Annotated in this window: 18 protein-coding genes; 15 read left to right on the top strand and 3 right to left on the bottom strand. The window is 49.7% G+C overall.

Features of this window, described 5'->3' with window-relative positions; genetic code table 11:
* Positions 1 to 70 precede the first annotated feature (70 nt).
* A complete protein-coding gene (locus tag B0D95_RS10385) occupies positions 71 to 982 on the top strand; it encodes a LysR family transcriptional regulator (protein ID WP_078043840.1) in 912 nt (303 codons plus the stop codon).
* A 111-nt stretch (positions 983 to 1,093) separates the two neighbouring features.
* Positions 1,094 to 3,280 carry a bifunctional diguanylate cyclase/phosphodiesterase gene (locus tag B0D95_RS10380; RefSeq protein WP_078043839.1) on the top strand — a complete coding sequence of 729 codons (2,187 nt, stop codon included), beginning with the start codon at positions 1,094 to 1,096 and terminating at the stop codon, positions 3,278 to 3,280.
* A gap of 37 nt (positions 3,281 to 3,317) precedes the next feature.
* Here B0D95_RS10380 and B0D95_RS10375 read toward each other — a convergent pair whose 3' ends face one another.
* Both B0D95_RS10375 and B0D95_RS10370 read right to left on the bottom strand, forming a co-directional pair.
* Complete coding sequence (locus B0D95_RS10375) at positions 3,318 to 3,602, bottom strand: hypothetical protein (RefSeq protein WP_078043838.1); 285 nt, start codon at positions 3,600 to 3,602, stop codon at positions 3,318 to 3,320.
* A 114-nt stretch (positions 3,603 to 3,716) separates the two neighbouring features.
* Positions 3,717 to 4,085, bottom strand: coding sequence for a DUF1304 domain-containing protein (locus B0D95_RS10370; protein ID WP_078043837.1), 369 nt, complete (start codon positions 4,083 to 4,085; stop codon positions 3,717 to 3,719).
* A gap of 235 nt (positions 4,086 to 4,320) precedes the next feature.
* Here B0D95_RS10370 and B0D95_RS10365 point away from each other — a divergent pair, with 235 nt between their 5' ends.
* From B0D95_RS10365 to B0D95_RS10310, 12 genes are all read left to right on the top strand, one after another.
* Positions 4,321 to 5,283 carry a DUF4114 domain-containing protein gene (locus B0D95_RS10365; RefSeq protein ID WP_078043836.1) on the top strand — a complete coding sequence of 321 codons (963 nt, stop codon included), beginning with the start codon at positions 4,321 to 4,323 and terminating at the stop codon, positions 5,281 to 5,283.
* A 351-nt stretch (positions 5,284 to 5,634) separates the two neighbouring features.
* Complete coding sequence (gene fucP / locus B0D95_RS10360) at positions 5,635 to 6,921, top strand: L-fucose:H+ symporter permease (RefSeq protein WP_078043835.1); 1,287 nt, start codon at positions 5,635 to 5,637, stop codon at positions 6,919 to 6,921.
* The gene (locus tag B0D95_RS10355) at positions 6,914 to 7,777 is read left to right on the top strand and encodes an amidohydrolase (RefSeq protein ID WP_078043834.1); all 864 of its coding nucleotides are present in this window, start codon (positions 6,914 to 6,916) and stop codon (positions 7,775 to 7,777) included. Before fucP ends, B0D95_RS10355 begins: the two co-directional genes overlap by 8 nt.
* A gap of 47 nt (positions 7,778 to 7,824) precedes the next feature.
* Complete coding sequence (locus tag B0D95_RS10350) at positions 7,825 to 8,628, top strand: IclR family transcriptional regulator (RefSeq protein ID WP_078043833.1); 804 nt, start codon at positions 7,825 to 7,827, stop codon at positions 8,626 to 8,628.
* Between the two features lie 165 nt (positions 8,629 to 8,793).
* Entirely contained in the window at positions 8,794 to 9,891 is a 1,098-nt protein-coding gene (locus B0D95_RS10345) for an aldo/keto reductase (RefSeq protein WP_246841776.1), read from the top strand.
* Between the two features lie 22 nt (positions 9,892 to 9,913).
* On the top strand, positions 9,914 to 10,261 hold the full coding sequence (locus tag B0D95_RS10340) for a UxaA family hydrolase (RefSeq protein WP_078043832.1): 348 nt from the start codon (positions 9,914 to 9,916) through the stop codon (positions 10,259 to 10,261).
* Entirely contained in the window at positions 10,258 to 11,475 is a 1,218-nt protein-coding gene (locus B0D95_RS10335) for a UxaA family hydrolase (RefSeq protein ID WP_078043831.1), read from the top strand. Before B0D95_RS10340 ends, B0D95_RS10335 begins: the two co-directional genes overlap by 4 nt.
* Positions 11,476 to 11,514: 39 nt before the next feature.
* Positions 11,515 to 12,813 (top strand): GDSL-type esterase/lipase family protein, encoded by a 1,299-nt coding sequence (locus B0D95_RS10330; protein ID WP_078043830.1) that lies wholly within the window; start codon positions 11,515 to 11,517, stop codon positions 12,811 to 12,813.
* 91 nt (positions 12,814 to 12,904) lie between these two features.
* On the top strand, positions 12,905 to 15,385 hold the full coding sequence (locus B0D95_RS10325) for a glycoside hydrolase N-terminal domain-containing protein (protein ID WP_078043829.1): 2,481 nt from the start codon (positions 12,905 to 12,907) through the stop codon (positions 15,383 to 15,385).
* Between the two features lie 99 nt (positions 15,386 to 15,484).
* Positions 15,485 to 16,105, top strand: coding sequence for a DUF3617 domain-containing protein (locus B0D95_RS10320; RefSeq protein ID WP_246841775.1), 621 nt, complete (start codon positions 15,485 to 15,487; stop codon positions 16,103 to 16,105).
* Positions 16,106 to 16,309: 204 nt separating this feature from the next.
* The gene (locus tag B0D95_RS10315) at positions 16,310 to 17,236 is read left to right on the top strand and encodes a hypothetical protein (RefSeq protein WP_078045703.1); all 927 of its coding nucleotides are present in this window, start codon (positions 16,310 to 16,312) and stop codon (positions 17,234 to 17,236) included.
* A gap of 30 nt (positions 17,237 to 17,266) precedes the next feature.
* The gene (locus B0D95_RS10310) at positions 17,267 to 18,832 is read left to right on the top strand and encodes a hypothetical protein (protein WP_149867895.1); all 1,566 of its coding nucleotides are present in this window, start codon (positions 17,267 to 17,269) and stop codon (positions 18,830 to 18,832) included.
* 103 nt (positions 18,833 to 18,935) lie between these two features.
* On the opposite strand, the gene B0D95_RS10305 is transcribed toward B0D95_RS10310, so the two are convergent.
* Positions 18,936 to 19,847 carry a dienelactone hydrolase family protein gene (locus B0D95_RS10305; RefSeq protein WP_078043828.1) on the bottom strand — a complete coding sequence of 304 codons (912 nt, stop codon included), beginning with the start codon at positions 19,845 to 19,847 and terminating at the stop codon, positions 18,936 to 18,938.
* Between the two features lie 376 nt (positions 19,848 to 20,223).
* On the opposite strand from B0D95_RS10305, the gene B0D95_RS10300 reads away from it, so the two are divergent.
* Positions 20,224 to 21,705 (top strand): tryptophan halogenase family protein, encoded by a 1,482-nt coding sequence (locus B0D95_RS10300; RefSeq protein ID WP_078043827.1) that lies wholly within the window; start codon positions 20,224 to 20,226, stop codon positions 21,703 to 21,705.
* Positions 21,706 to 21,721: the final 16 nt, after the last annotated feature.

The raw sequence follows: 21,721 nt of genomic DNA, 5'->3' as shown, positions 1-21,721 counted from the left end.
GGAATATAACTAATCGGAAATCCCCTAAAAAGTAGGCCTGAATACATGCAGTTTTGCTTTGGAGTCACAAATGAGCACTGGAAAGGTAGACCGAACCACTGAGATGGAAACCTTTTTATCCGTTGCATGCAGCGGCAGTTTAAGCGCCGCCGCGCGGGAATTAGCGCTTACCCCCTCTGCCGTGAGCCGCATGATGACTCGCCTTGAAAAACGCCTGGGGGTGAGGCTGATTGTGCGCAGCACACGCAAACTCCGGTTAACCAGTGAAGGCGAATCTTATGCGCTTGCTGCCCGGCGGATTCTGAAAGATGTGGAGGATACAGAAACCAGTATTGCCAACCGCGGCAGCCCGAGCGGCACTATTAAAGTCAGCACTGCAACGGCGCATAGTCGCCTCACCATAGTGCCGTTACTGAAAGAGTTTTTGCAGCGTTATCCGGATATCAAGATTGAAATAGATGTGTCCGACCAAATCAGGGATGTCCATGCAGGCGAGGTTGATGTCGCCATCCGCTTTGGGCACTTGCCGGATAGCGGCCTGCATGCCCGTCGTTTGGGGGATACCGGGCGAGTTGTGCTTGCCTCGCCCGAGTATCTGGCCACTGCAGGCGTACCAAAAACACCTGCGGATTTAGCCCATCACAATTGTTTGGATTTCAGTTTTCGACGCCTGGAGCCCGGCTGGCCATTTCGTGAAAATGATCAGGATTACATGCTCGCCGTCAGCGGTAATGTGATCGCTAATAATGGTGAAACGCTAGTGGAACTGGCGTTGCAAGGGATAGGCATTACACGGGTAGGCCGTTTTCATGTGCAGCAAGCGCTGGCAAATGGCCAACTTGTGCCCTTGCTCGAAGACTACAACCCACAGGATCGCGAAGCGATTCATGCGGTTTTTATTGGTGGCCACAACATTCCCGCAAGAATACGTGTCTTTGTTGATTATCTGCTTGAGAAGATGACCGGCAATACCAACACCTGAAGCATTATTTTGGCATCGATGTTTGCATCCTGACTCGCTATTTTTTTCTTTTTCTATACTCATAGAGTTCAACGGTTTGCTCAGGGAAAATCTATGTAGGAGGATGCAGCGATGAAGTGCCCTGCCAAATTTGCAAATGAATCTGCACGCTTAAATGCCTTATCCAATTACGGATTGGATGGAGAGCAAATGCTGCAGAGTCTTGACCCGGTAGTGCGTATTGCTTCGCGAATGTTTGATATGCCTGTTGCCGCTGTCAATATGATTGGCAGCGACCATGTTTTTTTTGCTGCCAGTGTAGGTTTGGGAGCGGTGGATATGCGCCGCGATGTATCCTTCTGCGCTCACGCTATTAATCAGTCCGATGTGATGGTAGTACCCGATGCCACTCTGGATGATCGCTTTCACGATAACCCATTGGTAATCGGTGAAACCAATCTGCGTTTTTACGCCGGGGTGCCATTATTGTCGCCCGACGGCCTCGCATTAGGCGCGCTTTGCGTCATTGATGATCGCCCCCACAATGATTTCTCCCAGGACGATCAGCAGCGATTGTTAGAGCTGGCGAAAATGGCTTCTGATCGCTTGGAATTGCGGCGCATTGAAGTGTCATCCGAGCGAACCCGTCCACCATTTGAGGAATACGCAGGCAATTCTTCCTCCGCGGTTATCTGGTTTGATGAGCAACTGCATATTCTTGAATGGAATGCTGCCGCCGCCGCTATGGTTGGCTATGACTTGAAAGATAAAAACGCATTGCAATTTGATCAGTTGCTTGCCGAGCACGAGCGCGCTAATTTTCGCGCACTGATAGGCCATGCCATTGATGTTCACTCCCTTGATCGCCTTGAACTTCCCGCCGAGGCAAATGGCTTGCGCAAAGATGGCGGTGAATTTCGTTTTGGTTTTTCCCTGTTTGGTTGGCGCGATGCTGGCCATATGAAATTTGAAGTCATCTTAAAAGACCTGAGTGCGCAGCAGTATGAAGAGGAAGCCTTGCGCCAGCAGGCCACCATCGACGGGCTTACAGGGCTTGCCAATCGCGGAAAATTTTATCGCCACGTAGAAGAAATATTACTTAGCCCCGCACCTGCCACCGTTTTGATGATTGACCTCGATGGCTTTAAAGACGTTAACGATACCCTTGGTCACACGCTCGGTGATGCTATTTTGCGCGAAGTCGCCAACCGTTTATTGCAAGGAGTAAGCCGCCAGGATTTGGTGGCGCGAATCGGCGGAGATGAATTTGCGATACTCCTGCCACATGTTACGGATGCGACAGCTGCAATGCAGCTGGCCGATACCATACTCACCGCTATCGCCCAGCCAATTAATGTCGATGGTAATGAAGTTCGTGTTGCGGCGAGTTGCGGTATTGCGCAGGCGCCTGCACAAGCACAAGAGGCACTGGAGTTGGTGGGCAATGCGGACCTGGCGTTATTCAAAGCGAAAAGTAACGGGCGCGGACGAGTATTTATGTTTATCCCCGCGCTGCGCATGGAAGCCATGGCGCGGCGGTTATATGGGCTTGAACTGCATCGCGCCGTCGACAAAGGTGAATTCCTGTTGTTCTATCAACCACAAATCAGCATGGTCAATGGCGCTGTAACCGGCGCCGAAGCCTTGATTCGTTGGCATCACCCTGAGCGTGGCATCCTGGCCCCCGCCGCGTTTTTACCGGCACTGGAGGGTGGGCCATTAGCGGCTGCTGTTGGTTCCTGGGTGTTGGACGAAGCTTGCGCGCAAGCGGCTTACTGGCGTCGCCGGGGCGCGCCGGAGTTTCGCATTGGCGTCAACTTATTCGGCGCGCAATTTCGTGTAGGCGATTTAGCCACAGAAGTTATGGAAACCCTCGCACGCCACGGTTTGCCTGCGGAAGCGCTGGAGCTGGAGGTGACAGAAAATATCGTGCTCGATAACGACGATATTGTGCTGGGAATTTTGCAGCGTTTGCGGCAACAAGGAGTGGGGATTGCGTTTGATGATTTTGGTACAGGTTACGCCTCCCTCAGCTTGTTAAAAACCTATCCCTTATCGCGCATTAAAATTGATAAATCCTTTGTGCGCGGTATTTTAACCTCCAAACGCGATGCCTCAGTCGTGCGTGCCATTATCGATATGGCGCGCAGTTTTGATTTGCAAATCATCGCTGAAGGTATAGAAACAGAAGCCGAATACAATTACCTGCGCAGCGAACAATGCAATGAGGCACAGGGTTATCTTTTTGGCGCGCCTATGCCTGTATCGCAATTTGAATCTTTACTGGGAATTGATGATTCAGTTACTGCGATAGCTTAAGGGCGCGTGTAGTTTCGGGGGCTACCAACTTCATGGATTAGGCAGCAATCAATACGCCATCAATCTGCACCACGGTTTTAGCCTCCGAACGCTCGATCATTTTTACAATCGCCGACTGGATAACCTCATCTTCACGTGCATCTATTTTGCTGGAGAATCGTTCTACTTGTGTGTCGGCGCCTTCTTCCAATACAAACTCAATCATCACTTCATTGGCATGGCTGGTGGTTTTGCCGTAGTAAGTTAATGAAATAGTCGGGAAGCCCTGAAAACCCATTTTGGCTCTTTTGGCGATACGTTTTTTTGATTTGTCGAGATTCATAAGGTTTACCAGTAGGGTTAGTGTTGCTGCAGGTTGTAATGTGATTTTTTAAATGAATCGCATGCTGTGGCTCTGTATTTTTCTTTGAATTTTTCTGTCATGTGTGACCGTTACTCAAGTCGTTGCTAACAGCCCCAACGCAATCACCGCCGGCACAGTTTGGATAACAATAATTTTGCGTGCTGCTGTCAGTGCGCCGTAAATACCGGCGATGGCGATGCACAGTAAAAAGAAAATTTTAATGTGTAACCCGGCATCACCCAGCCACAACCCCCAGAGTAAACCCGCCGCTAAAAAACCATTGTATAAACCCTGATTCGCGGCGAGCACTCGCGTAGCCGCCGCTTTTTCCGGTGTGTTGCGAAAGGCGCGCAGGCCAGCGGGTTTTTCCCACAGAAACATTTCCAGCACCAAAATGTACAAGTGAAGCAGTGCAATAACGGCGATGACGAGGTTAGTGATGAGTGTGAGCGATATGGCCATAAAGCAGTTCCCTGTGGCATGAGGAGAGTGTTGTGTTGACTATAACCCTAGCCCATGTGCGATGAAATGTACGCAATAAATCTGACGAATTCAGCGTATTGATGGTACACGCAAAACTGCATTCGTATTCATTGAACTGTCGATAGCATCACAAAATACGGCGTGATAATTTTCCGTTTGTTTTTTGTCCAAACCAATAATCATAAATTTCAGCTAGAGGCTAATGGAAAGTTATATGCGCTATTCACGCTATGTTTTTAACACTTGCTTAATCGCTGGGAGCCTGTCGCTGTTTAGTGCAGTTACCCAAGCTTACAGTATGAGTGATTTGCAGGATGCCAGTATTAATGGCAGTGGATGGTCGGGCGAGACAGCTGACTACCAGATTATTGCGACGCCCGGTGCGACGCCAGGTACTAACGAATGGTTTTCCCGTTATACCCGAGGCAATGGCGATAGCCGTTTCAATATTGATGAATCGATTCTTGGGCAATTTAAAAATGCACCCTTGCAAGACAATACCGGCGCCGGTTTGGCGGCGGCATCCGAGTCAGTACGGGTGACGTTTTTAGGCACGGGCGCTGCGCGTAATTCGGTGTTGTTTCTGGCGCAACAGGGCAGTGCCTTGTTGGATCGCAATGCCTTTTGGGATCCTATTTACGCCAGTGGCGGTAGCAATAACCTCTTGGCTTACAACCCGGTGAATGATGCTAATCGCCTGTTTGAAACGCGCGGTGGTTGCGAGTACGCACAGGCAAAAGCAGGTAATAGCTGTGTGCCGGATAACCTGGGGCAATCGCGGGTGATTTCCGGTTTGACGGTGGGCGACAGTTTGATTTTTGGTTTGCAAGCGCTGGTGCTGCATTACAACAGCGACAATATTCACTACCCCAATACCAATTATTTTTTCAGCGGCGATGCAACCAACAATCAGGATAATCGCGGTTGGAACGATGGTCAGGTACATACCAAGGTTTTGAATCTGGGTAACAATCGTTTTCTCGTAGGCTTTGAAGATATTTGGGGTGGTGGTGATCGCGACTTCAACGACAATGTTTTTTTGTTTGAGGGGGTCAGTGTGGATATTCCCGTACCGCCGCCGACTGTTGTAAGTGAGCCAGCCAGCGTGTCGCTACTCGGGTTGTTGTTGGGCGGTTTGTTGTGGCGTCGTCGCTTGGCTAACAAGCCTATCAAGTAACAATTTCATCAAATAGCCGGCTCATCACTCGATAGTCCCTTCTGTGCAAAGTAAAAAACCAGCCTTCAGTGCTGGTTTTTTTGTTTCTGGTTTTGTGAATCCTTTATCGCACCATGTGTGAAACAGGCATAGGCGGCTGAATTTTATCTCAGGCGTTGTTATTCGTAAAAAAGTGTTATAGTTTATTTGACTCTATGCTAGCATGTTTTAGATATAAACTGTGTTTCGCTTATGAACATATTTATATTATCAGGAGCAACCTAAACCACTAGTTGTAGTGCGGCTCTGTGAGCCATCTCCATCCTAATAATGAATAAGTGGCTGCACTCAAGTGTTGCCAATGGAGTAGACATGAACACAACGCCCGGCGCGGCCAAAGTGTTGCTGCCTTTGATGCTGGTTTTCAGCTTGTTCTTCCTGTGGGGTATGGCAAATAACCTCAATGACATACTGATTACCCACTTTAAAAAGCTGTTCACACTCTCCGATTTCAGGGCTGGTTTGGTGCAGTCTGCGTTCTATACCGGTTATTTTGTGTTCTCGATTCCTGCTGCCCTGTGGATGAAACGGTTTGGCTACAAGGCCGCAGTAGTTTTCGGCCTGCTGCTGTATGGCGTAGGCGCCTTTATGTTTTACCCGGCGGCTGACCTGCGCGAGTACAGCCTGTTTTTACTGGCGCTGTTTGTAATTGCCAGCGGCCTCGCATTTTTGGAGACCTCGGCCAACCCGCTAATTGTTGCCATGGGTGATCCAGCCACAGCGGAGCGACGTTTGAACTTTGCCCAATCGTTCAACCCGTTTGGTTGTCTTGCCGGTATTTACATCGGGCGGGAGTTTATCTTTTCAGGCCACGAGCCTACGGCGGAAGAGTTATCCGCCATGAGCGATGTGCAGTTGGAGCAGTTTTACAGCACCGAGGCGCAAGCTGTGCAAATGCCTTACCTGGTATTGGGTGTAGTGGTGATTTTGTGGGCGCTCCTGGTGTTGTTGGTGAGATTTCCACGCATCGCCACGCAGCGCAGCCAGGAGTCGTACGGCGGTTGGGCGGATTACCGTACCTTATTGCGCAATGGCCATTTTATGTTTGGTGTGACCGCGCAGTTTTTTTACGTGGGCGCCCAGGTCTGTGTGTGGAGTTTTTTGATTCGCTATGGGCAGGAGGCCATTCCTGGCACAGGTGAGAAAACCCTCGCCAGTTACCTCATGGCGTCGCTGGCGCTGTTTATGCTCGGCCGCTTTGTGTCCACGGCGTTGATGTCGCGTTTTCGCGCTGCCTGGCTCATGTGGCTTTATGCATCGATCAATGTACTGCTCTGTGCGTATGCGATTGTGCAGCCGGGTTACAGCGGGTTTCTGGCATTAGTCGCTACCAGTTTTTTTATGTCGCTGATGTTTCCTACCATCTTTGCCTTGAGTGTTAAGAATCTGGGCTCTCTGGCAAAGGCGGGATCGTCGCTGGTGGTGATGGCGATTGTCGGCGGAGCGGTGCTCACGGCATGTATGGGCTTGTTGTCGGATCACAGCAGTGTCCATATTGCGGTGATTGTGCCCCTGATTTGTTTTGTAGTGATTGCGACGTTTGCCAGCCAGCGTGATCGGTTAGCGCTGGTTGGGCAGCCGGTGGTGCAGGGTGATTGATGCCCATCACCATGTCTGGCAATTGGGCGCTAATGGCTGCCAATGGCCCACGCCCGACTTGCGCGCCATTTATCGCGATGTCGAGTTGCCGGAATTTGTAGCTATTGCCCGCGCGGCGGGCGTTACAGGTTCGGTACTGGTGCAGTCACAGCCGTGCGATGCGGATACTGATTACCTGTTGGCGCTGGCGGCAGAGTCAGACTTTGTTAAGGCGGTCGTGGGCTGGGTGGATTTAGCCTCACCCCATGCCCCCGCGCGTATTGCCCGATTGATGGCGCCATCACCGAATGGGCGGGCGTCGGCACTGCGCGGCCTGCGGCCAATGTTGCAGTCACTGCCGGAGGATGACTGGATCTTGCGGCCGGAGCTGGAGCCCGCGTTGGCTGCTATGAAACACCATGGGTTGGCGCTGGATGCGCTGGTTTATCCGCGTCACTTGCCATACCTCGTCGAATTGGCGCGATGCCATCCGACGCTGCCAGTGGTAATCGACCATGGTGCCAAACCGCCCATCGCGGTCAGTAATCAGTTGGCAGCCGATTGGTGCGATGCCCTGGCCGCCCTGGCGGTATTGCCCAACCTGTATTGCAAAATTTCCGGCTTGCCGGTTGAGGCGGGCGCGAACCAAACGCCTGAATTGCTGGCGGATTACATCACCCAACTGGTGGTGCTGTTTGGGGCTGAGCGGCTGATGTGGGGGAGCGATTGGCCCGTACTGACGCTGGCGGCCAACCCCCGTTGGGCGACCTATTCCGGCTGGTTGGATGTGGTGCGCATGGCTTTATCCGGTGTCGATCCGGCAGCTATTGAGGCTATTTTTGGCGGCACTAGCGCAGGCGTTTATGGCTTTACCTGATACCAATAATGATCAAAATTTCTAACACTAATAATGAGTAATTCGCTATGACAACAATGATGAACGCGGTAGAACCAATGGAGCTTGAATCGGCAGAAGATACTGAACGTAAATATCGCGCCCCGGCGCTAGAGAAGGGGCTGGATATTCTGGAGCTGTTGGCACGCAGCTCATCGCCTCTCACCACCTCGCAAATGGCGGCTCAACTGGGCCGTTCAGTGAGTGAGTTGTTTCGTATGGTGTTGGCACTGGAGTATCGCGGCTACATCAGCCAAATGAGTGATGGGCGCGATGGCTACATGCTCACCAACAAGCTGTTTACCCTCGGAATAGCCCAAGGCACGGCCAAAACCCTGCTGGAAGTGGCTCTGCCTACCATGAAAGACCTGTGCCGCGAGCTGGGTCAATCCTGTCACCTGGTGGTTCCTTCTGGCGATCAGATTGTGGTTATTGCCCGCCAGGAAAGCCCGATGGATTTGGGCTTCTCAGTGCGGGTGGGCTATCGCCGCCGCTTGATTGATACCAATTCCGGCGCTTTGCTCTACGGTTTTGCCTCACCGGATGTGCAGGCAAGCTGGCTGCCACAACTTTCAGCCACGGTGGATCTGGAGCGTATCGAGCGCTTTTTGGCCAGGGCCCGTCGGGGCGTGGATCAGGGTTACATCCAACTCAACAGTGATTTTGTCGATGGCGTAACCGACTTCTGTATGCCGGTGATTGGTGCACAGGGCGCGGTGGCGGTGTTGATTATTCCGTTCATCAACATCAAAGCCCAGTCGATCAGTACCGAGCGTGTACTGGAGCGATTGATGCAGGCTGCTGACAAAATCAGCCAGGGTCTTATCGACTAAGCCATTTTTCACCTGTGAATATCCAATAGGGCGATGGCGCCATCGCCCGTATTATTTGCGCATCTTTAATCAAAAAGTCATATTAACTATATGTGATTTTCCCTGTGGCTCGGATAAGATCGGTTTTATTGGTAGTTCGCATTTCAATCATAAAAAAGGGGCGGTGTGAACGATTCCTTAACAGCTTCACTCGATACTGGCCACTGTAAGGGGCGCCACTTTGGTCGCACCCGCATCACGCTGCCGCGCATGGGTTTTGGCGCGGCACCTATTGGCAACCTTTACCAGCCGCTCAGCGATGCACAGGCCTCTGCCACAGTCACTGCTGCGCTCACCGCCGGTATGCACTATATCGATACCGCACCTCACTATGGTTTTGGGCTGAGCGAAAGCCGTGTAGGTGTGGCACTGGCGCGTGCCTCTGTTGCGGCCGGGCAGGTGGTTATCTCTACCAAAGTTGGTCGTTTGTTGGTGCCAACTAACACCAATGCGCCGCTGAGACATGGTTTTGCCGATACACCGGCACTGGAACCGGTATTTGATTACAGCTACGACGGTGTGATGCGCTCTTTTGCTGAAAGCCTCGCCCGGTTGCGGTGCGATAAGGTGGATATCCTCTGGGCCCACGATCTGGGCCCACTGACCCACGGCGCTGATCACCCGACACGGTTTCGCGAGTTTATGGAGGGCGGCTATCGCGCCATGAGCGAGTTAAAAGCCTCTGGCCAAGTAGAGGCGATAGGCTTGGGAGCCAATGAATGGCAAATCTGTGAGGCAGCCTTAAGGCATGGGGATTTTGACGGTTTTTTATTGGCCGGGCGCTACACCTTGTTAGAGCAGAGCGCTTGCGACACCTTTTTGCCGCTGTGCGCACAGCGCAGTGCCTCTGTGATTCTGGGAGGGCTGTTTAATTCCGGCATTCTCGCAACTGGCGTGACTGCACCGGCTGTCGCCTCGGGCAAACAACCGGTGTATTACAACTACGAGTTAGCGCCGCAAAGCATCATTGACCGTGTGGCGCAATTGGAGCGAATTGGCGCGGAATTTAATGTGCCCTTAGCCGCTGCCGCGCTGCAGTTTCCAGCGGCCCATCCGCAAATTTGTTCTGTGCTGGCCGGGCTTGCCAGCCCTGAACAAGTGCAGCAAGCCAATCATTGGATGAACACCGCTATTCCTGCGGAATATTGGCAGGCGCTGCGTCAGCGCGGGCTTATCCACCCGGCCTCACCAGTTCCTTTGGCGCCACCAGTACCGGAAAAATAACTGAACAAACGGACAGATAGTGATGACACAAACAGAGGTATCGGCAGTAAGTCGCATGGGCGCGGTATCCCCCATCATCTTATTGCACCCTGGTGATAATATTGTGGTCTGCGTAAAGCAGATCAGCGCCGGTGATGAATTGATAATTGACGGTGAAAAAATTCGCGTGCCTATGGATATTGCTTTGGGCCACAAAATGGCGCGCACAACTTTGGCAGCGGGCGAAAAAGTATATCGCTATGGCGCACCTATAGGCTCCATGACAGCGCCTGTGACAAAAGGCGAACACGTGCACATGCACAATATGAAAAGTGATTACATTCCCAGTCACACTCGCAGCCGCCAACACAAAGACCGGAGTGAATCATGACGGATACCGTCAGTTTTTCCGGATGGCAGCGCGCTGATGGACGCAAAGGTATCCGCAATGTGATTGTGGTCGCTTATTTGGTGGAATGTGCGCACCATGTTACGCGCAGAATAGTAAATCTCGTTGACGACATTGATGTACATTTAATTGGTTTTCCCGGCTGTTATCCCAATCAATACGCTTACGAGATGATGCGTGCGGTTTGTACACACCCCAATGTCGGCGGCGCCCTGTTGGTCTCGCTCGGCTGTGAAAGTATGAATCGCGAAAAGTTATTGAGTGACATTCTCGCAAGTGGTCGCCCTGCAGAATTATTAGTGATTCAGGACGAAGGTGGCACCAGGAGCACGATTGAATCAGGTGTGGCGGCGGTAAAAAGTTTGCAACGCGAAGCGGCAAAGGTAGCGCGCGTGCCCATGTATCTAAACGAATTAATTGTGGGAACCATTTGCGGTGGCTCCGATGGCACCAGCGGGATCAGTGCTAACCCTGCCGTTGGCCGCTGTTTTGATGCGCTGGTTGCCGCCGATGCAATTTGTATTTTTGAAGAGACGGGTGAGTTAATCGGTTGCGAAACCATTATGGCGGATCGCGCCATCACCCCGGAATTAGGTGCCGAAATTGAAGCCTGTGTTGCCAAAGCCGAACACTATTATCGGGTGATGGGTTTTGGCAGCTTTGCACCGGGTAATGCCGATGGTGGGCTCACCACACTTGAAGAAAAATCCATGGGTGCCTATTCCAAATCCGGCTCATCGCCAATCAGTGGCTTGATTAAGCCCGGCGATATTCCACCCGCTGGTGGATTGTATTTGTTGGATGTAGTACCCGATGGCGAACCGCGTTTTGGTTTTCCCAATATTTCTGACAACGCGGAAATTGTTGAATTAATTGCCTGCGGTTCGCATGTGATTTTATTCACTACCGGTCGTGGATCTGTTGTCGGTTCTGCTATTTCGCCAGTAATCAAAGTTTGCGCTAATCCTGAAACCTATCGTCGCTTGGCGGATGATATGGATGTGAATGCGGGGCGCATTCTGGAAGGCGAAGCATCGCTCGATGAAGTGGGTACAGAAATTTTGCAAAACCTAATTGATGTCGCCTCAGGAAAACGCAGCGTGTCGGAAGCGCTTGGGCATCAGGAATTTATATTAACCTATAAAGCCTTTGAACCGATCGGCCCGAGTTGTTTGCCCATTAGGCAGATTTCATAAGACAAAACGAATGACAAAAAGCAAAGAGAGTAATACACGATGAAAAAAATCCATCTATTTAATGGTATGTTTATAGTCGCCGGCGCCATCTTTTCCGTCGCCGTTTCTGCGGCGGACACTATTACGCTTTACCAGAGTAAAGCCTTGGCTGGCTGGCAAGTGTTTATTGAAAACCCGGAGCAACAGCAACCATTTAAGGGGACTCTTACCCAACTGCCCAAGGGTGATGTCCAGTTGCAAACCAGCGCTAAGGATAAAGCTGCAGATGCACTGACATTCTCGTGGAAAGACGCCTGGCGCGCGGGTATGACCCTGGAGGCGGGCAAGCCATTAAATGTAGCGCCGATCATGAAAACCGGTGTGTTAGCGCTGGATATTAAAATCAACGAACTGGAAAAAGGTGGCGTCTCCTTCAAAATGGAGTGCCAGCCAGAAAATTGTGAGCGCGTAGTGCCGTTCACTATGGCTGCGCGTGAACTGCGTGGTAAAGGTTGGCAAACCGTTTATGTACCGCTGAGTTGTTTTGTGCAAGAGCAGGATGACTTTAGTGCGACCACTATGCCATTTGCATTGGAAGTGGGCGGCAAGGGCGACGTGTCGGTTGCCAATGTGGCGCTATTAAAAGCGGCGCCTGCCAATGTTGCGCTGCATGCCTGTCCTGATTACAAAACCGTGTCCGTTACACCGGGCATGCTGAATGAATGGTGGTCTATTGATTGGTGGCTGCCGCGTCACGAACAAAAATTAGCGGATGCTAAAGCCATTGCTGCCAAGGGTGGCAAAATCGATTTGCTGTTTATTGGTGATTCCATTACCCAAGGCTGGGAAAAAGAAGGCGCGCCTGTGTGGCAAGACAATTACGCCACGCGCAATGCCTTCGCCATTGGTTTTGGTGGTGATCGCACCGAGAACGTGTTGTGGCGCTTGCAACATGGCGCGGTGGAAAATATGTCGCCGAAACTGGTAGTGATGATGATCGGCACCAATAATACCGGTCACCGTCATGAGAACCCTGCGACGACTGCCGCAGGCATCAAAACACTCTTGGCTGAATTGCAGCAGCGCCTGCCGGAATCAAAAATTTTATTGCTGGCTGTTTTTCCGCGCGATGAAAAGCCCGATGGGAAATTACGTCAAATCAATAATGGTGTGAATGCGATCATTAAACATTATGCCGATAACAAACGTATCTTTTTTGCGGATATCAACTCCGTATTTTTAACCAGTGATGGCGTATTGCCTAAAGAAATTATGCCGGATTTGTTACACCCCAATGAAAAAGGTTATCGCCTGTGGGCTGAGGCGCTGGAACCGCATCTGCAAAAACTGCTGAAATAATAGCGATCACGGCGTCCTTGGGCGCCGTTTTTCTATCTGCGAATAACAAAACGACTAATAATATAACCATCAACTGCACGAGAATATCGGTATGAATAACGCCTCGCGACATTGTTTTATCGGCCTGATTATTTTTTGTTTTAGCTTGCCGTCCCTCGCGATCCCTGACACGCTGTGGTATGAGAAATCGGCGCAACATTGGGAAGAAGCATTGCCTCTGGGTAATGGCCGCTTAGGGGCCATGGTGTACGGCGATGTGGTCAGTGACAATATCCAATTAAATGAAAATACCTTTTGGGCCGGTGGTCCGCACAACAATCTAAACCTTAAAGCGCTGACATCACTCCCGGAAATTCAGCGCTTGATTGCAACAGGTGACTATCGCGCGGCAGAAACCATGGCCGCCAATACCATTACCAGCCAAGGCTCCCACGGAATGCCTTATCACACCGCCGGTAATTTGCATTTGGAATTTCCGGCGCACAAAAAATTTACCCAGTACTACCGCGATTTGAATATAGGTAATGCCATTGCCACTACCCGTTATCAGGTTGGCGATGTGGTTTATACCCGCGAGGTTTTCAGCTCCTTTGTGGATCAGGTCATCGCGGTGAAGCTATCGGCCAGTAAACCGGGGCAGCTTAGTTTTTCGGCGTATTTATCCCACCCCGCGACTATGCAATTTTCGCCAGAAAATAATCACACCTTGTTGATGCAAGGCATGTCAAAAGATCACGAAGGCGTTAAAGGGCAAGTTAAACTGGCTGCCTTGGTTGATGTCAGTATTGATGGCGGCAGCCTTACCCAGACCAATAATCGTATTGCTGTCAACAATGCGGATTCGGCGCTAATCCTGATCTCCATGGCTACCAATTTTGTCAATTACAAGGATATCAGTGCGGATGCATTGGCTCGCGCACGCCGCTATTTGGCCACCGCCAAGCAACAATTTTTGCCCGACCACTATGCCGCGCGCAAAAAAGCCCACAGCGATTTTTACAAACACTATTTTGATCGCGTCACCCTGGATTTGGGCACCAGCGAATTTGCGCAGGAGCCTACTGATCAACGCATTCGTTTATTTGCCAGTCGCCATGATCCTGAATTGGCCAGTATGTATTTTCAATTCGGTCGCTACCTGCTGATATCCGCCTCGCAACCTGGCGGGCAGCCTGCTAATTTGCAAGGCATCTGGAATCACCGCATGGATCCGCCTTGGGACAGCAAATACACCTTGAATATCAATGCGGAAATGAATTACTGGCCTGCTGAAGTAACGCAATTAAATGAACTGCACGAACCTTTTATCCAGATGATAAAAGACCTGGCACAAACCGGGCTGCAGAGCGCAAAAGAAATGTATGGCGCACGCGGGTGGATGGCGCACCACAATACCGATATTTGGCGCGTTACCGGCGGTATCGACTACACCTGGGGCTCATGGCCTACCAGTAATGCCTGGTTGAGTCAGCACCTGTGGGAAAAATATTTATACAGCGGCGATAAAGAGTATCTGGCCAGTGTGTATCCCATTATGAAATCGGCAGTCACTTTCTATGAAGATTTCTTAATAGAAACACCCGATAAAAAATGGCTCATTGTCTCGCCCTCTATGTCGCCGGAAAATGAACCCAAAGCAACAGGTACTAAAATTGCTGCCGGTGTCACCATGGATAATCAACTCTTGTTTGATTTGTTATCCAATACCATTGCAGCCGCTGGTATTCTTGGCGAAGACAAAACCCAAATCCCGGTGTGGAAAAAAATGTTATCGCGCCTGCCGCCTATGCAAATTGGCAAATATCACCAACTGCAAGAGTGGCTGGACGATTGGGATGATCCGCAGGATAAACATCGCCATGTGTCGCACCTTTATGGTTTGTATCCCAGCAATCAAATTTCGCCGTTGACGGCGCCGGAATTATTCAGTGCTGCGCGCGTGACTATGGAACAGCGCGGAGATCCCTCCACCGGTTGGTCTATGAATTGGAAAATTAATTTATGGGCGCGCCTGCTGGATGGCGACCGCGCGTTGAAATTAATGCGCGAGCAAATCAGCCCGGCAATGACCTTGGATGGCAGCGTAAATGAAAGCGGTGGCACCTATCCCAATCTGTTTGATGCACACCCTCCATTCCAAATTGATGGCAATTTTGGTTTTACTGCCGGCATGGCTGAAATGCTGGCGCAAAGCCATGACGGCGCCATCCATTTATTACCGGCCTTGCCCCAGGCATGGCCCGAGGGTGAAGTAAAAGGTTTATTGATGCGCGGAGGTTTTGTGGTGGATATGCGCTGGGCGGAAGGGCAGGTTAAGTCACTAAAAATTCATTCGCGTCTGGGCGGTAACTTGCGTTTACGTACTTATGCTCCCTTGCCTGATGCCTCAGGCTTTACCGTGAGAAAAGTACGTGGCAATAAAGCAAACCCCAATCCGTTTTATGCCCAGGCAAACATAAAACCGCCACTGAAAAACACCCGCAAAGTGATGCCCCTGTTATCCCTGGCGAATACCTATCTCATCGATGTGCCCACCCAAGCCGGGCAGGATTATTTCTGGGGTGATAAATAACCATTGAATAAGCTGCAAGCGCAATTAATGTTATATTCAGTGCCCGCTGCCTATAAGGTTGGTTTAGGTTTTAACTTACCACTCCAAGGAGATAAAACAATGAACGCTACAATGAATAAAACCCTGCTGATTGGCTCAATGCTGATGTTGGCGCTGCCTGCTCTGGCTGAGCCGATCAAGGTAGACATGGCGCCCGGTCTGTGGGAAAACAAAATGCAATACACTGGCGATGGCGCCGCGCAAATGCAGCAAATGCAGTCGACCCAAATGGAGGCGGCTATGGCTGAAATGAAAAAGCAATTTGCCGCTATGCCTGCCGAACAGCGCCAGCAAATGGAAGCAATTATGGCGCAGTCCGGTATGCAAGTGACAGATCAGGGCGTGTCGTTTGAGAATAACCAGGTCAGCATCTCTGCGGATGGTGTGACGGCAAAAAACTGCGTGACCCAGGCGCAGATCGACAGTGGCGATATGGGTATAGATGACAGCGAAGGCTGCACATCGACCCTGACGCAGGTGAGTAAAAATCGTTTTAAATCTGTTCAAGTTTGTACCGGCGAGAATACATCGCGCAGCGAGGGAGAAGTTATTTTCAGCTCGCCCAAACGCTATACCGGTACCGGTCAGATGAGTCAGACGCTCAATGGCCAACAGCATAAGGTAAGCTTCGCCATAGAAGGCACGTGGCTTGGCAGCAATTGTGGCGATATCCAGCCCTAATCAGTGCCAAGTGTATAACTGAGTAAAGAAAAGCACCGCGAGGTGCTTTTTTTGTTAGGGAATACAAGGCTATGCAATACCTAAGGTGAGTGTTAATTCTCCATTCAGACGATGACCTATAGTCTGCTTTGGCTTATCCTTGCCACCTGAATGCTATGAGCGGCCTCTTTGGAGTGCAAACCATTAACCGCGCGAGTAATGACTGTGATTAAACGCTGCCTCCTTGCCAGTTTATTGTTTGTTGTCACCAGCCTTGCGGCCAATGCCCGCGAGTTGGTGATAGCCTTTGAAAATAGCCTTCAACCTTCCACCTCGCTCGACGCCATGGCGCGCTCACAAATGCTGATGCGCAATCTGGCCATGGCCGACGTACCCCAAGCCATGTTTTTGATAAAACCTCGCGCACTGGACAGCAAAGACCGATCCCGCTTGCGTCTCTACAGTGATCGTGGCCACTTGTTGGTCAATGCGGGTTATGACCACAGCCTGGTCACCAAAGGCGATCTCTATGCGTATGAAGTGGGCATCCTTAAGGCCAACCGCTTACTGTTGCCTTATCCCGGCTACAAAAAACACCTGCATTTTTCCTATTTGCACGAGCAGGGCGATAACCGTATTCAGCGTGGTCTGATCGATTTTGTTAAAAAACGCGGCTATCGCCCGGCGTTTACCACTTTCAATGAGTGGCGCGGTGTGGATGCTTATCTGGATCAGTTGTATCAGGCGCGCATTAAACGCAATCGCCCGGTAGATATGGCCAAGCTTGAGCGTGCCTATGTGGATTTACTGGTGAAGGGCTTAACCGAACAGGATGCCCTGGCCTTTAACCTGCTCGGCTACTCGCCACCACAAACGTTGGTGCTGCAAGAAAATGATTTGGCCGCGTATTTTGTTGTGGCCCTGATTGATGAACTAACAGCGCAGGGCTGGCAAATGACGAGCGCGCAACGTTTGGTCGATGCGCCAATTGCCAACCCCTTATTTACCAGCAGTTGGGGCGCAAACAGCGTGTGGCCTGTGGTTACAGGCCTGCCAGATAGTCGCGTTGCCTACCCGCGACTATTGGGTGAACGCAAAGCTTATGTGGATAATTTTATACAAGGCCGGATTCCCGGTTTACTTGAACACTAATTGTTTTTTTGAGGGAGTTTTATAACGATCATGCAAACGACAGCTGCAACAAAAAGCGCACCGGGTTTCGCCGCGTGGAGCGCGCGGGCTATTACCCACTGCACGGCGGTGATGATCGCCGCACTGCTGGCGACAGGTGTATCGGCGCAACAAAAAACCGTTATTTTTAAAAATGGTTTTGAAGCCGGTAACGACAGCAAAAAATGGGCATTAATGTACGGCGCTAATTTTGTGGAAACCGATGCGCGCACCGGCACAGGAGCATTGTTGATAGAGCAAGGCGAGGCCTCAATACGCAGTCGCATTAGCTTGAGCGAGCAGGGCACGCTGGAGTTGTGGCTGAAAACATCATCACCCGCCACCCAATACAAAATTAATGTATTGGTGGCAACCAGCCAAAACAGTGATAGCGGCTGGGTGAATGTGGGGCGCATTAACGGCAGTAACGACACTGCTGAATATTATGCCAAGCGTGTCTCTATCGACGATCCGGGTAAAAAATTCCTGCGCCTGGATATTGAGGTCATCAACGGCCAGTTGTGGATTGATGATTTAAGCGTGGAAAAAATTCTGTTGGATACCGCGCTGCAAAAAAATCAGGAAAAAGTAATCGCCGAAGTGTTGGGCAAATTGCGCGATGATAAAAACTATCAAGTCCAGGCCGATGCCCTGCGTACCCTGGGTAAAAATTACGCTGCACAGGTGGATGTGCAACGCCAATATTTGGAATACGCCAACGGTATTTACTCCAGTGTGACGCTGGTACTCGCCACCTCGGAGCGCGGCAAAATGGCCAACCCGCTCGGCTATCAAACCTTTAAAGGCGTGGTGAACGATGTACGCACCGTGGCCTCGCCTATCCAAAAAGCGCGTATGGATTCCATGCTGCGTCCCTTGGGCGATATCGCCACTGCCACGCTCAACATTATGACCAATGGCACCTATGCTGCCTTCGCTGAACCCTTCAAAACAATCGTGGCAACAGCGTTTGATCGTTCATCCTATGAGAATGCCGGCATTGATCGCAAATCCCGCAAGTTTGCAGAAGCCAACGGGTTGGAAACATTCAAAAAAACCGAAACCTTTTTAGGTGAAATTGAAAAAGAACTCAATACCGTAACGGCGCTGGACAAAGACCTGCTGGATATTCAGCGCGAGGTAGATAAATTCCGCAAAGACCTGGATAAACATTTAAAAGAATCGCTTATTGCCGGTGGAATGGGGCGTGGCAAGGAAAACTATAATCGGGTAATGAGTAAAGACGAACCCGTGCGCGCAGCCGCGCTGCAGGAAATTGACAACTACTTTATGGTGCAAGCGGAGAGCTATCAAAACTATTCCAGTTCCAACACGGAATTTGTGCAGTTCATGATGAAGGCTACACGCACCATGGAAGAAACCCAGGTATTTAAAGAGCGCTTCAACCAAATCGCGTCATCGGTCATCACCTTCTACGACAAATTTGATCGCTCTGTCGCCAAGGATCAAAACCCCTTCACCAACGACAAAGACCGCGCTGTGTGGGAATCCCATGCGGTAAAAGTTCGCGCTTATATCCAAGAGTCCAAAGCGGCTTTTGCCAAGGCTTATATGTAATTTGTTGCCGCTACATACCTACAAAAACGCCCCGCCCCGACGGGGCGTTTTTGTTTATGCAGATATATAACTGGCATGCAGCGAACCGTTAGAAGAACCAATATCAATCCATATTCTTTTTATCAACAACCCAGCCTGGTTTTGTGGCGAGTTGCGGTTTTTTCCCGGTGAATAATTTCCCAGACTTCCTATCATCTTTTAGTTGCCAGTTAAGCCAGGCAGTTGCGACTTTTGCGTATTCTCCCCCATGTGGTTGGGCATAGGTACCGCCGTGGCCAACATCCAGGTTGGCGACAAAAACAGGCACATGATTTATTTTAGCTACGTCATCCATACCATTTTTATAGGCAATATCAGAAGGGCCACCGAGTAAATAGAGGGTGGGTGTGTGGATTTTTTGCAGATGGGTTTTGTCCAGTTGCGGCATCATTGGCATTGCATTTCCGCGCATAGGCTCGATAAATATACCGCTGTTGGCGACAATTAATGTGGAGATACGCGGGTCGCCCGCAACTTCCAGTGCTTGCAGTCCACCGCAGGACATCCCGGCGACGGCAATTTTTTTGGTGTTAATTTTTTTGAAGTAAATGCTGTCGGCGTTTGTAGTTTGAGCGACAGCCCAGTCAATCGCGGCGGTTAATTTTTCAGAGGTTGATCGCTCTTTGTTTTGCTCTCCCGTTTCTTTTGGCAGTGTGCCTATGGCAATCACCATGAAGCCGTGTGATGCAATCTCATTTAAAAAATTGACATGCTCGAATGGCGAGTCAAAACAGGCGCCATTGCCCCAGACAATTAAAGGTAAGCTTTCCTTACTTGAACCTTTTTTGCTTGAAACAGCATCAAGCTGTTGCGGGCGAAAAATAGTATGTGTGGGAAGTGATTCCTCAGTCAGCATAATGGCAGGAAATTTTCCGCTTCCACCATTTTCAATAAGACGTTTTGTCGGTTCATCAGCAAACACTGACGTAGCCATGGATAGCATGAATATCAAAAAAAGCCGCTGTATTTTTTGCATAGTAAGATTTCCAATCAAAGAAAATATTAATTTCAATGTGACTATAACAGGTGCACTTGGGTGATATGGAAAGTCTTAACAAAAAATTTCACCTATTACTGGTCAATAATTTATAGGGTCATTTTTCGTGTGAGATATGTTTTATGCGTTGTCATCGATTTTTGCTAATAAAAAATTTTAAGTGTTATATAGGTAATGCTTTTGCGAATAACCTCTACATATCCTTACCTATCTACCGTCTTTATCATGGTTTATCCATAGTCTAAATTTATTGGCTTTTGATTGCTTCACTCGCTTCCACCAAGGTAAAAAACAAGGCTCTAAAGCCAAGGCGTGTTGGCTTTAGCGTTAATATAATTTGATCCCAGGGGGGGATATGTCTCAAACAATAAAAAAAGTGGTAATTGCTGGTGGTGGAACATCCGGGTGGTGCACGGCAGTTGCCTTATCGCGGCAATTTGGAACCTTGTTGGATATCACATTAATTGAGTCCGCTGAAATTGGCACAGTGGGTGTTGGGGAGGCAACATTTCCCACTATCTGTTCTTTCCATAAAATTCACGGTATTGATGAACAAGAATTTTTAAGTGCTACCAAAGGCAGTATCAAGCTTGCTATTTCCTTTGAGAACTGGGCGCGCAAGGGCGACAGGTATATTCACCCATTCGGTTCGTTTGGAAACGCTTCCTGGATTGGTGATTTTTACCATTACTGGTTGGCTGCCAAAGCACGTGGTTATGACGGTGAGCTTGACGATATATGCTTTGAGTTACAGGCAGCCAAGTCCCATAAGTTTGCAATTACTGAAAATCCAAAACTTAACTATGCCTATCATTTTGATGCTGCGTTATATGCGAAATTTTTGCGTAAGCTTAGCGAGGAGAAAGGCGTTCATCGTATTGAAGGGAAAATCGTTCAGGTTAAGCAGCATCTGGACAATGGTTTTATTGAGTCAGTGGTATTGGAATCCGGTGTTGCTATTGAAGGCGATTTGTTCATCGACTGTACCGGGTTTCGTGGATTATTGATTGAAGAAACACTAAACGCCGGTTATGAGACGTGGGGGCAGTGGCTGCGCAATGATAGTGCTGTTGCTTTGCAGACTGAATTTTCCGGTGATATTCCTCCTTATACGCGCGCTATTGCTCACGATAGCGGTTGGCAGTGGAAAATTCCGCTGCAGCATCGTCAAGGCACTGGTCATGTGTATTCCAGTGCATACATTTCTGATGAGGATGCCAGGAATACCCTGTTGCAGAATTTGGACGGGGATATTCGAGCAGAACTTCGCCTGCTTAAATTCAACACCGGACGACGAAAGCAAGCTTGGGTGAAAAATTGTGTTGCTATAGGGTTGGCTGGTGGCTTTGTGGAGCCATTGGAATCAACAAGCATACATTTGATTCAAATAGGTGTGCACAGGCTATTAAAGTTATTTCCCTTTGAGGGATGCAACGAATATTTGATCCGTCGTTACAATGAGTTGTCGCGTATCGAATATGAAAATATTCGCGATTTTATTATATTGCACTACAAGGCAACCGAGCGCGATGATACCCCTTATTGGCGTGACTGCCGCGATATGGCGATTCCGGATTCTCTTGCGGAGCGATTGGAGTTGTTTAGAGCCACGGGTTATGTGCACCATAATTCAGATGAGGTCTTTGGTGTAACGTCCTGGCTGAAGGTGATGACGGGGCAGAGAATAGTGCCTCAGGGGTACCATCATTTTCCTCATGTCATCAGTGATGAGAAAATATTTTCCGGTCTGACATCCATGAAGGAGAAAATTGCAAACGCGGTTAAAAAAATGCCGTCACATACCGATTTTCTAGAAGCATATTGTACGGTGAAATAACCACGCCATCTCATTG

The sequence above is a fragment of the Cellvibrio sp. PSBB023 genome, assembly GCF_002007605.1.
Lineage (GTDB): Bacteria > Pseudomonadota > Gammaproteobacteria > Pseudomonadales > Cellvibrionaceae > Cellvibrio.
This window is presented reverse-complemented; position numbering and strand designations above follow the sequence as displayed.

Bases quoted from the DNA above. Each gene is read 5' to 3' on its own strand.
- B0D95_RS10365 (WP_078043836.1), top strand. From the start codon at position 4,321: ATGCGCTATTCACGCTATGTTTTTAACACTTGCTTAATCGCTGGGAGC.
- B0D95_RS10310 (WP_149867895.1), top strand. From the start codon at position 17,267: ATGCAAACGACAGCTGCAACAAAAAGCGCACCGGGTTTCGCCGCGTGG.
- B0D95_RS10300 (WP_078043827.1), top strand. From the start codon at position 20,224: ATGTCTCAAACAATAAAAAAAGTGGTAATTGCTGGTGGTGGAACATCC.
- B0D95_RS10380 (WP_078043839.1), top strand. From the start codon at position 1,094: ATGAAGTGCCCTGCCAAATTTGCAAATGAATCTGCACGCTTAAATGCC.
- B0D95_RS10385 (WP_078043840.1), top strand. From the start codon at position 71: ATGAGCACTGGAAAGGTAGACCGAACCACTGAGATGGAAACCTTTTTA.
- B0D95_RS10335 (WP_078043831.1), top strand. From the start codon at position 10,258: ATGACGGATACCGTCAGTTTTTCCGGATGGCAGCGCGCTGATGGACGC.
- B0D95_RS10330 (WP_078043830.1), top strand. From the start codon at position 11,515: ATGAAAAAAATCCATCTATTTAATGGTATGTTTATAGTCGCCGGCGCC.
- B0D95_RS10350 (WP_078043833.1), top strand. From the start codon at position 7,825: ATGACAACAATGATGAACGCGGTAGAACCAATGGAGCTTGAATCGGCA.
- B0D95_RS10320 (WP_246841775.1), top strand. From the start codon at position 15,485: ATGAACGCTACAATGAATAAAACCCTGCTGATTGGCTCAATGCTGATG.
- B0D95_RS10375 (WP_078043838.1), bottom strand. From the start codon at position 3,602: ATGAATCTCGACAAATCAAAAAAACGTATCGCCAAAAGAGCCAAAATG.
- B0D95_RS10305 (WP_078043828.1), bottom strand. From the start codon at position 19,847: ATGCAAAAAATACAGCGGCTTTTTTTGATATTCATGCTATCCATGGCT.
- B0D95_RS10340 (WP_078043832.1), top strand. From the start codon at position 9,914: ATGACACAAACAGAGGTATCGGCAGTAAGTCGCATGGGCGCGGTATCC.
- B0D95_RS10325 (WP_078043829.1), top strand. From the start codon at position 12,905: ATGAATAACGCCTCGCGACATTGTTTTATCGGCCTGATTATTTTTTGT.
- fucP (WP_078043835.1), top strand. From the start codon at position 5,635: ATGAACACAACGCCCGGCGCGGCCAAAGTGTTGCTGCCTTTGATGCTG.
- B0D95_RS10370 (WP_078043837.1), bottom strand. From the start codon at position 4,085: ATGGCCATATCGCTCACACTCATCACTAACCTCGTCATCGCCGTTATT.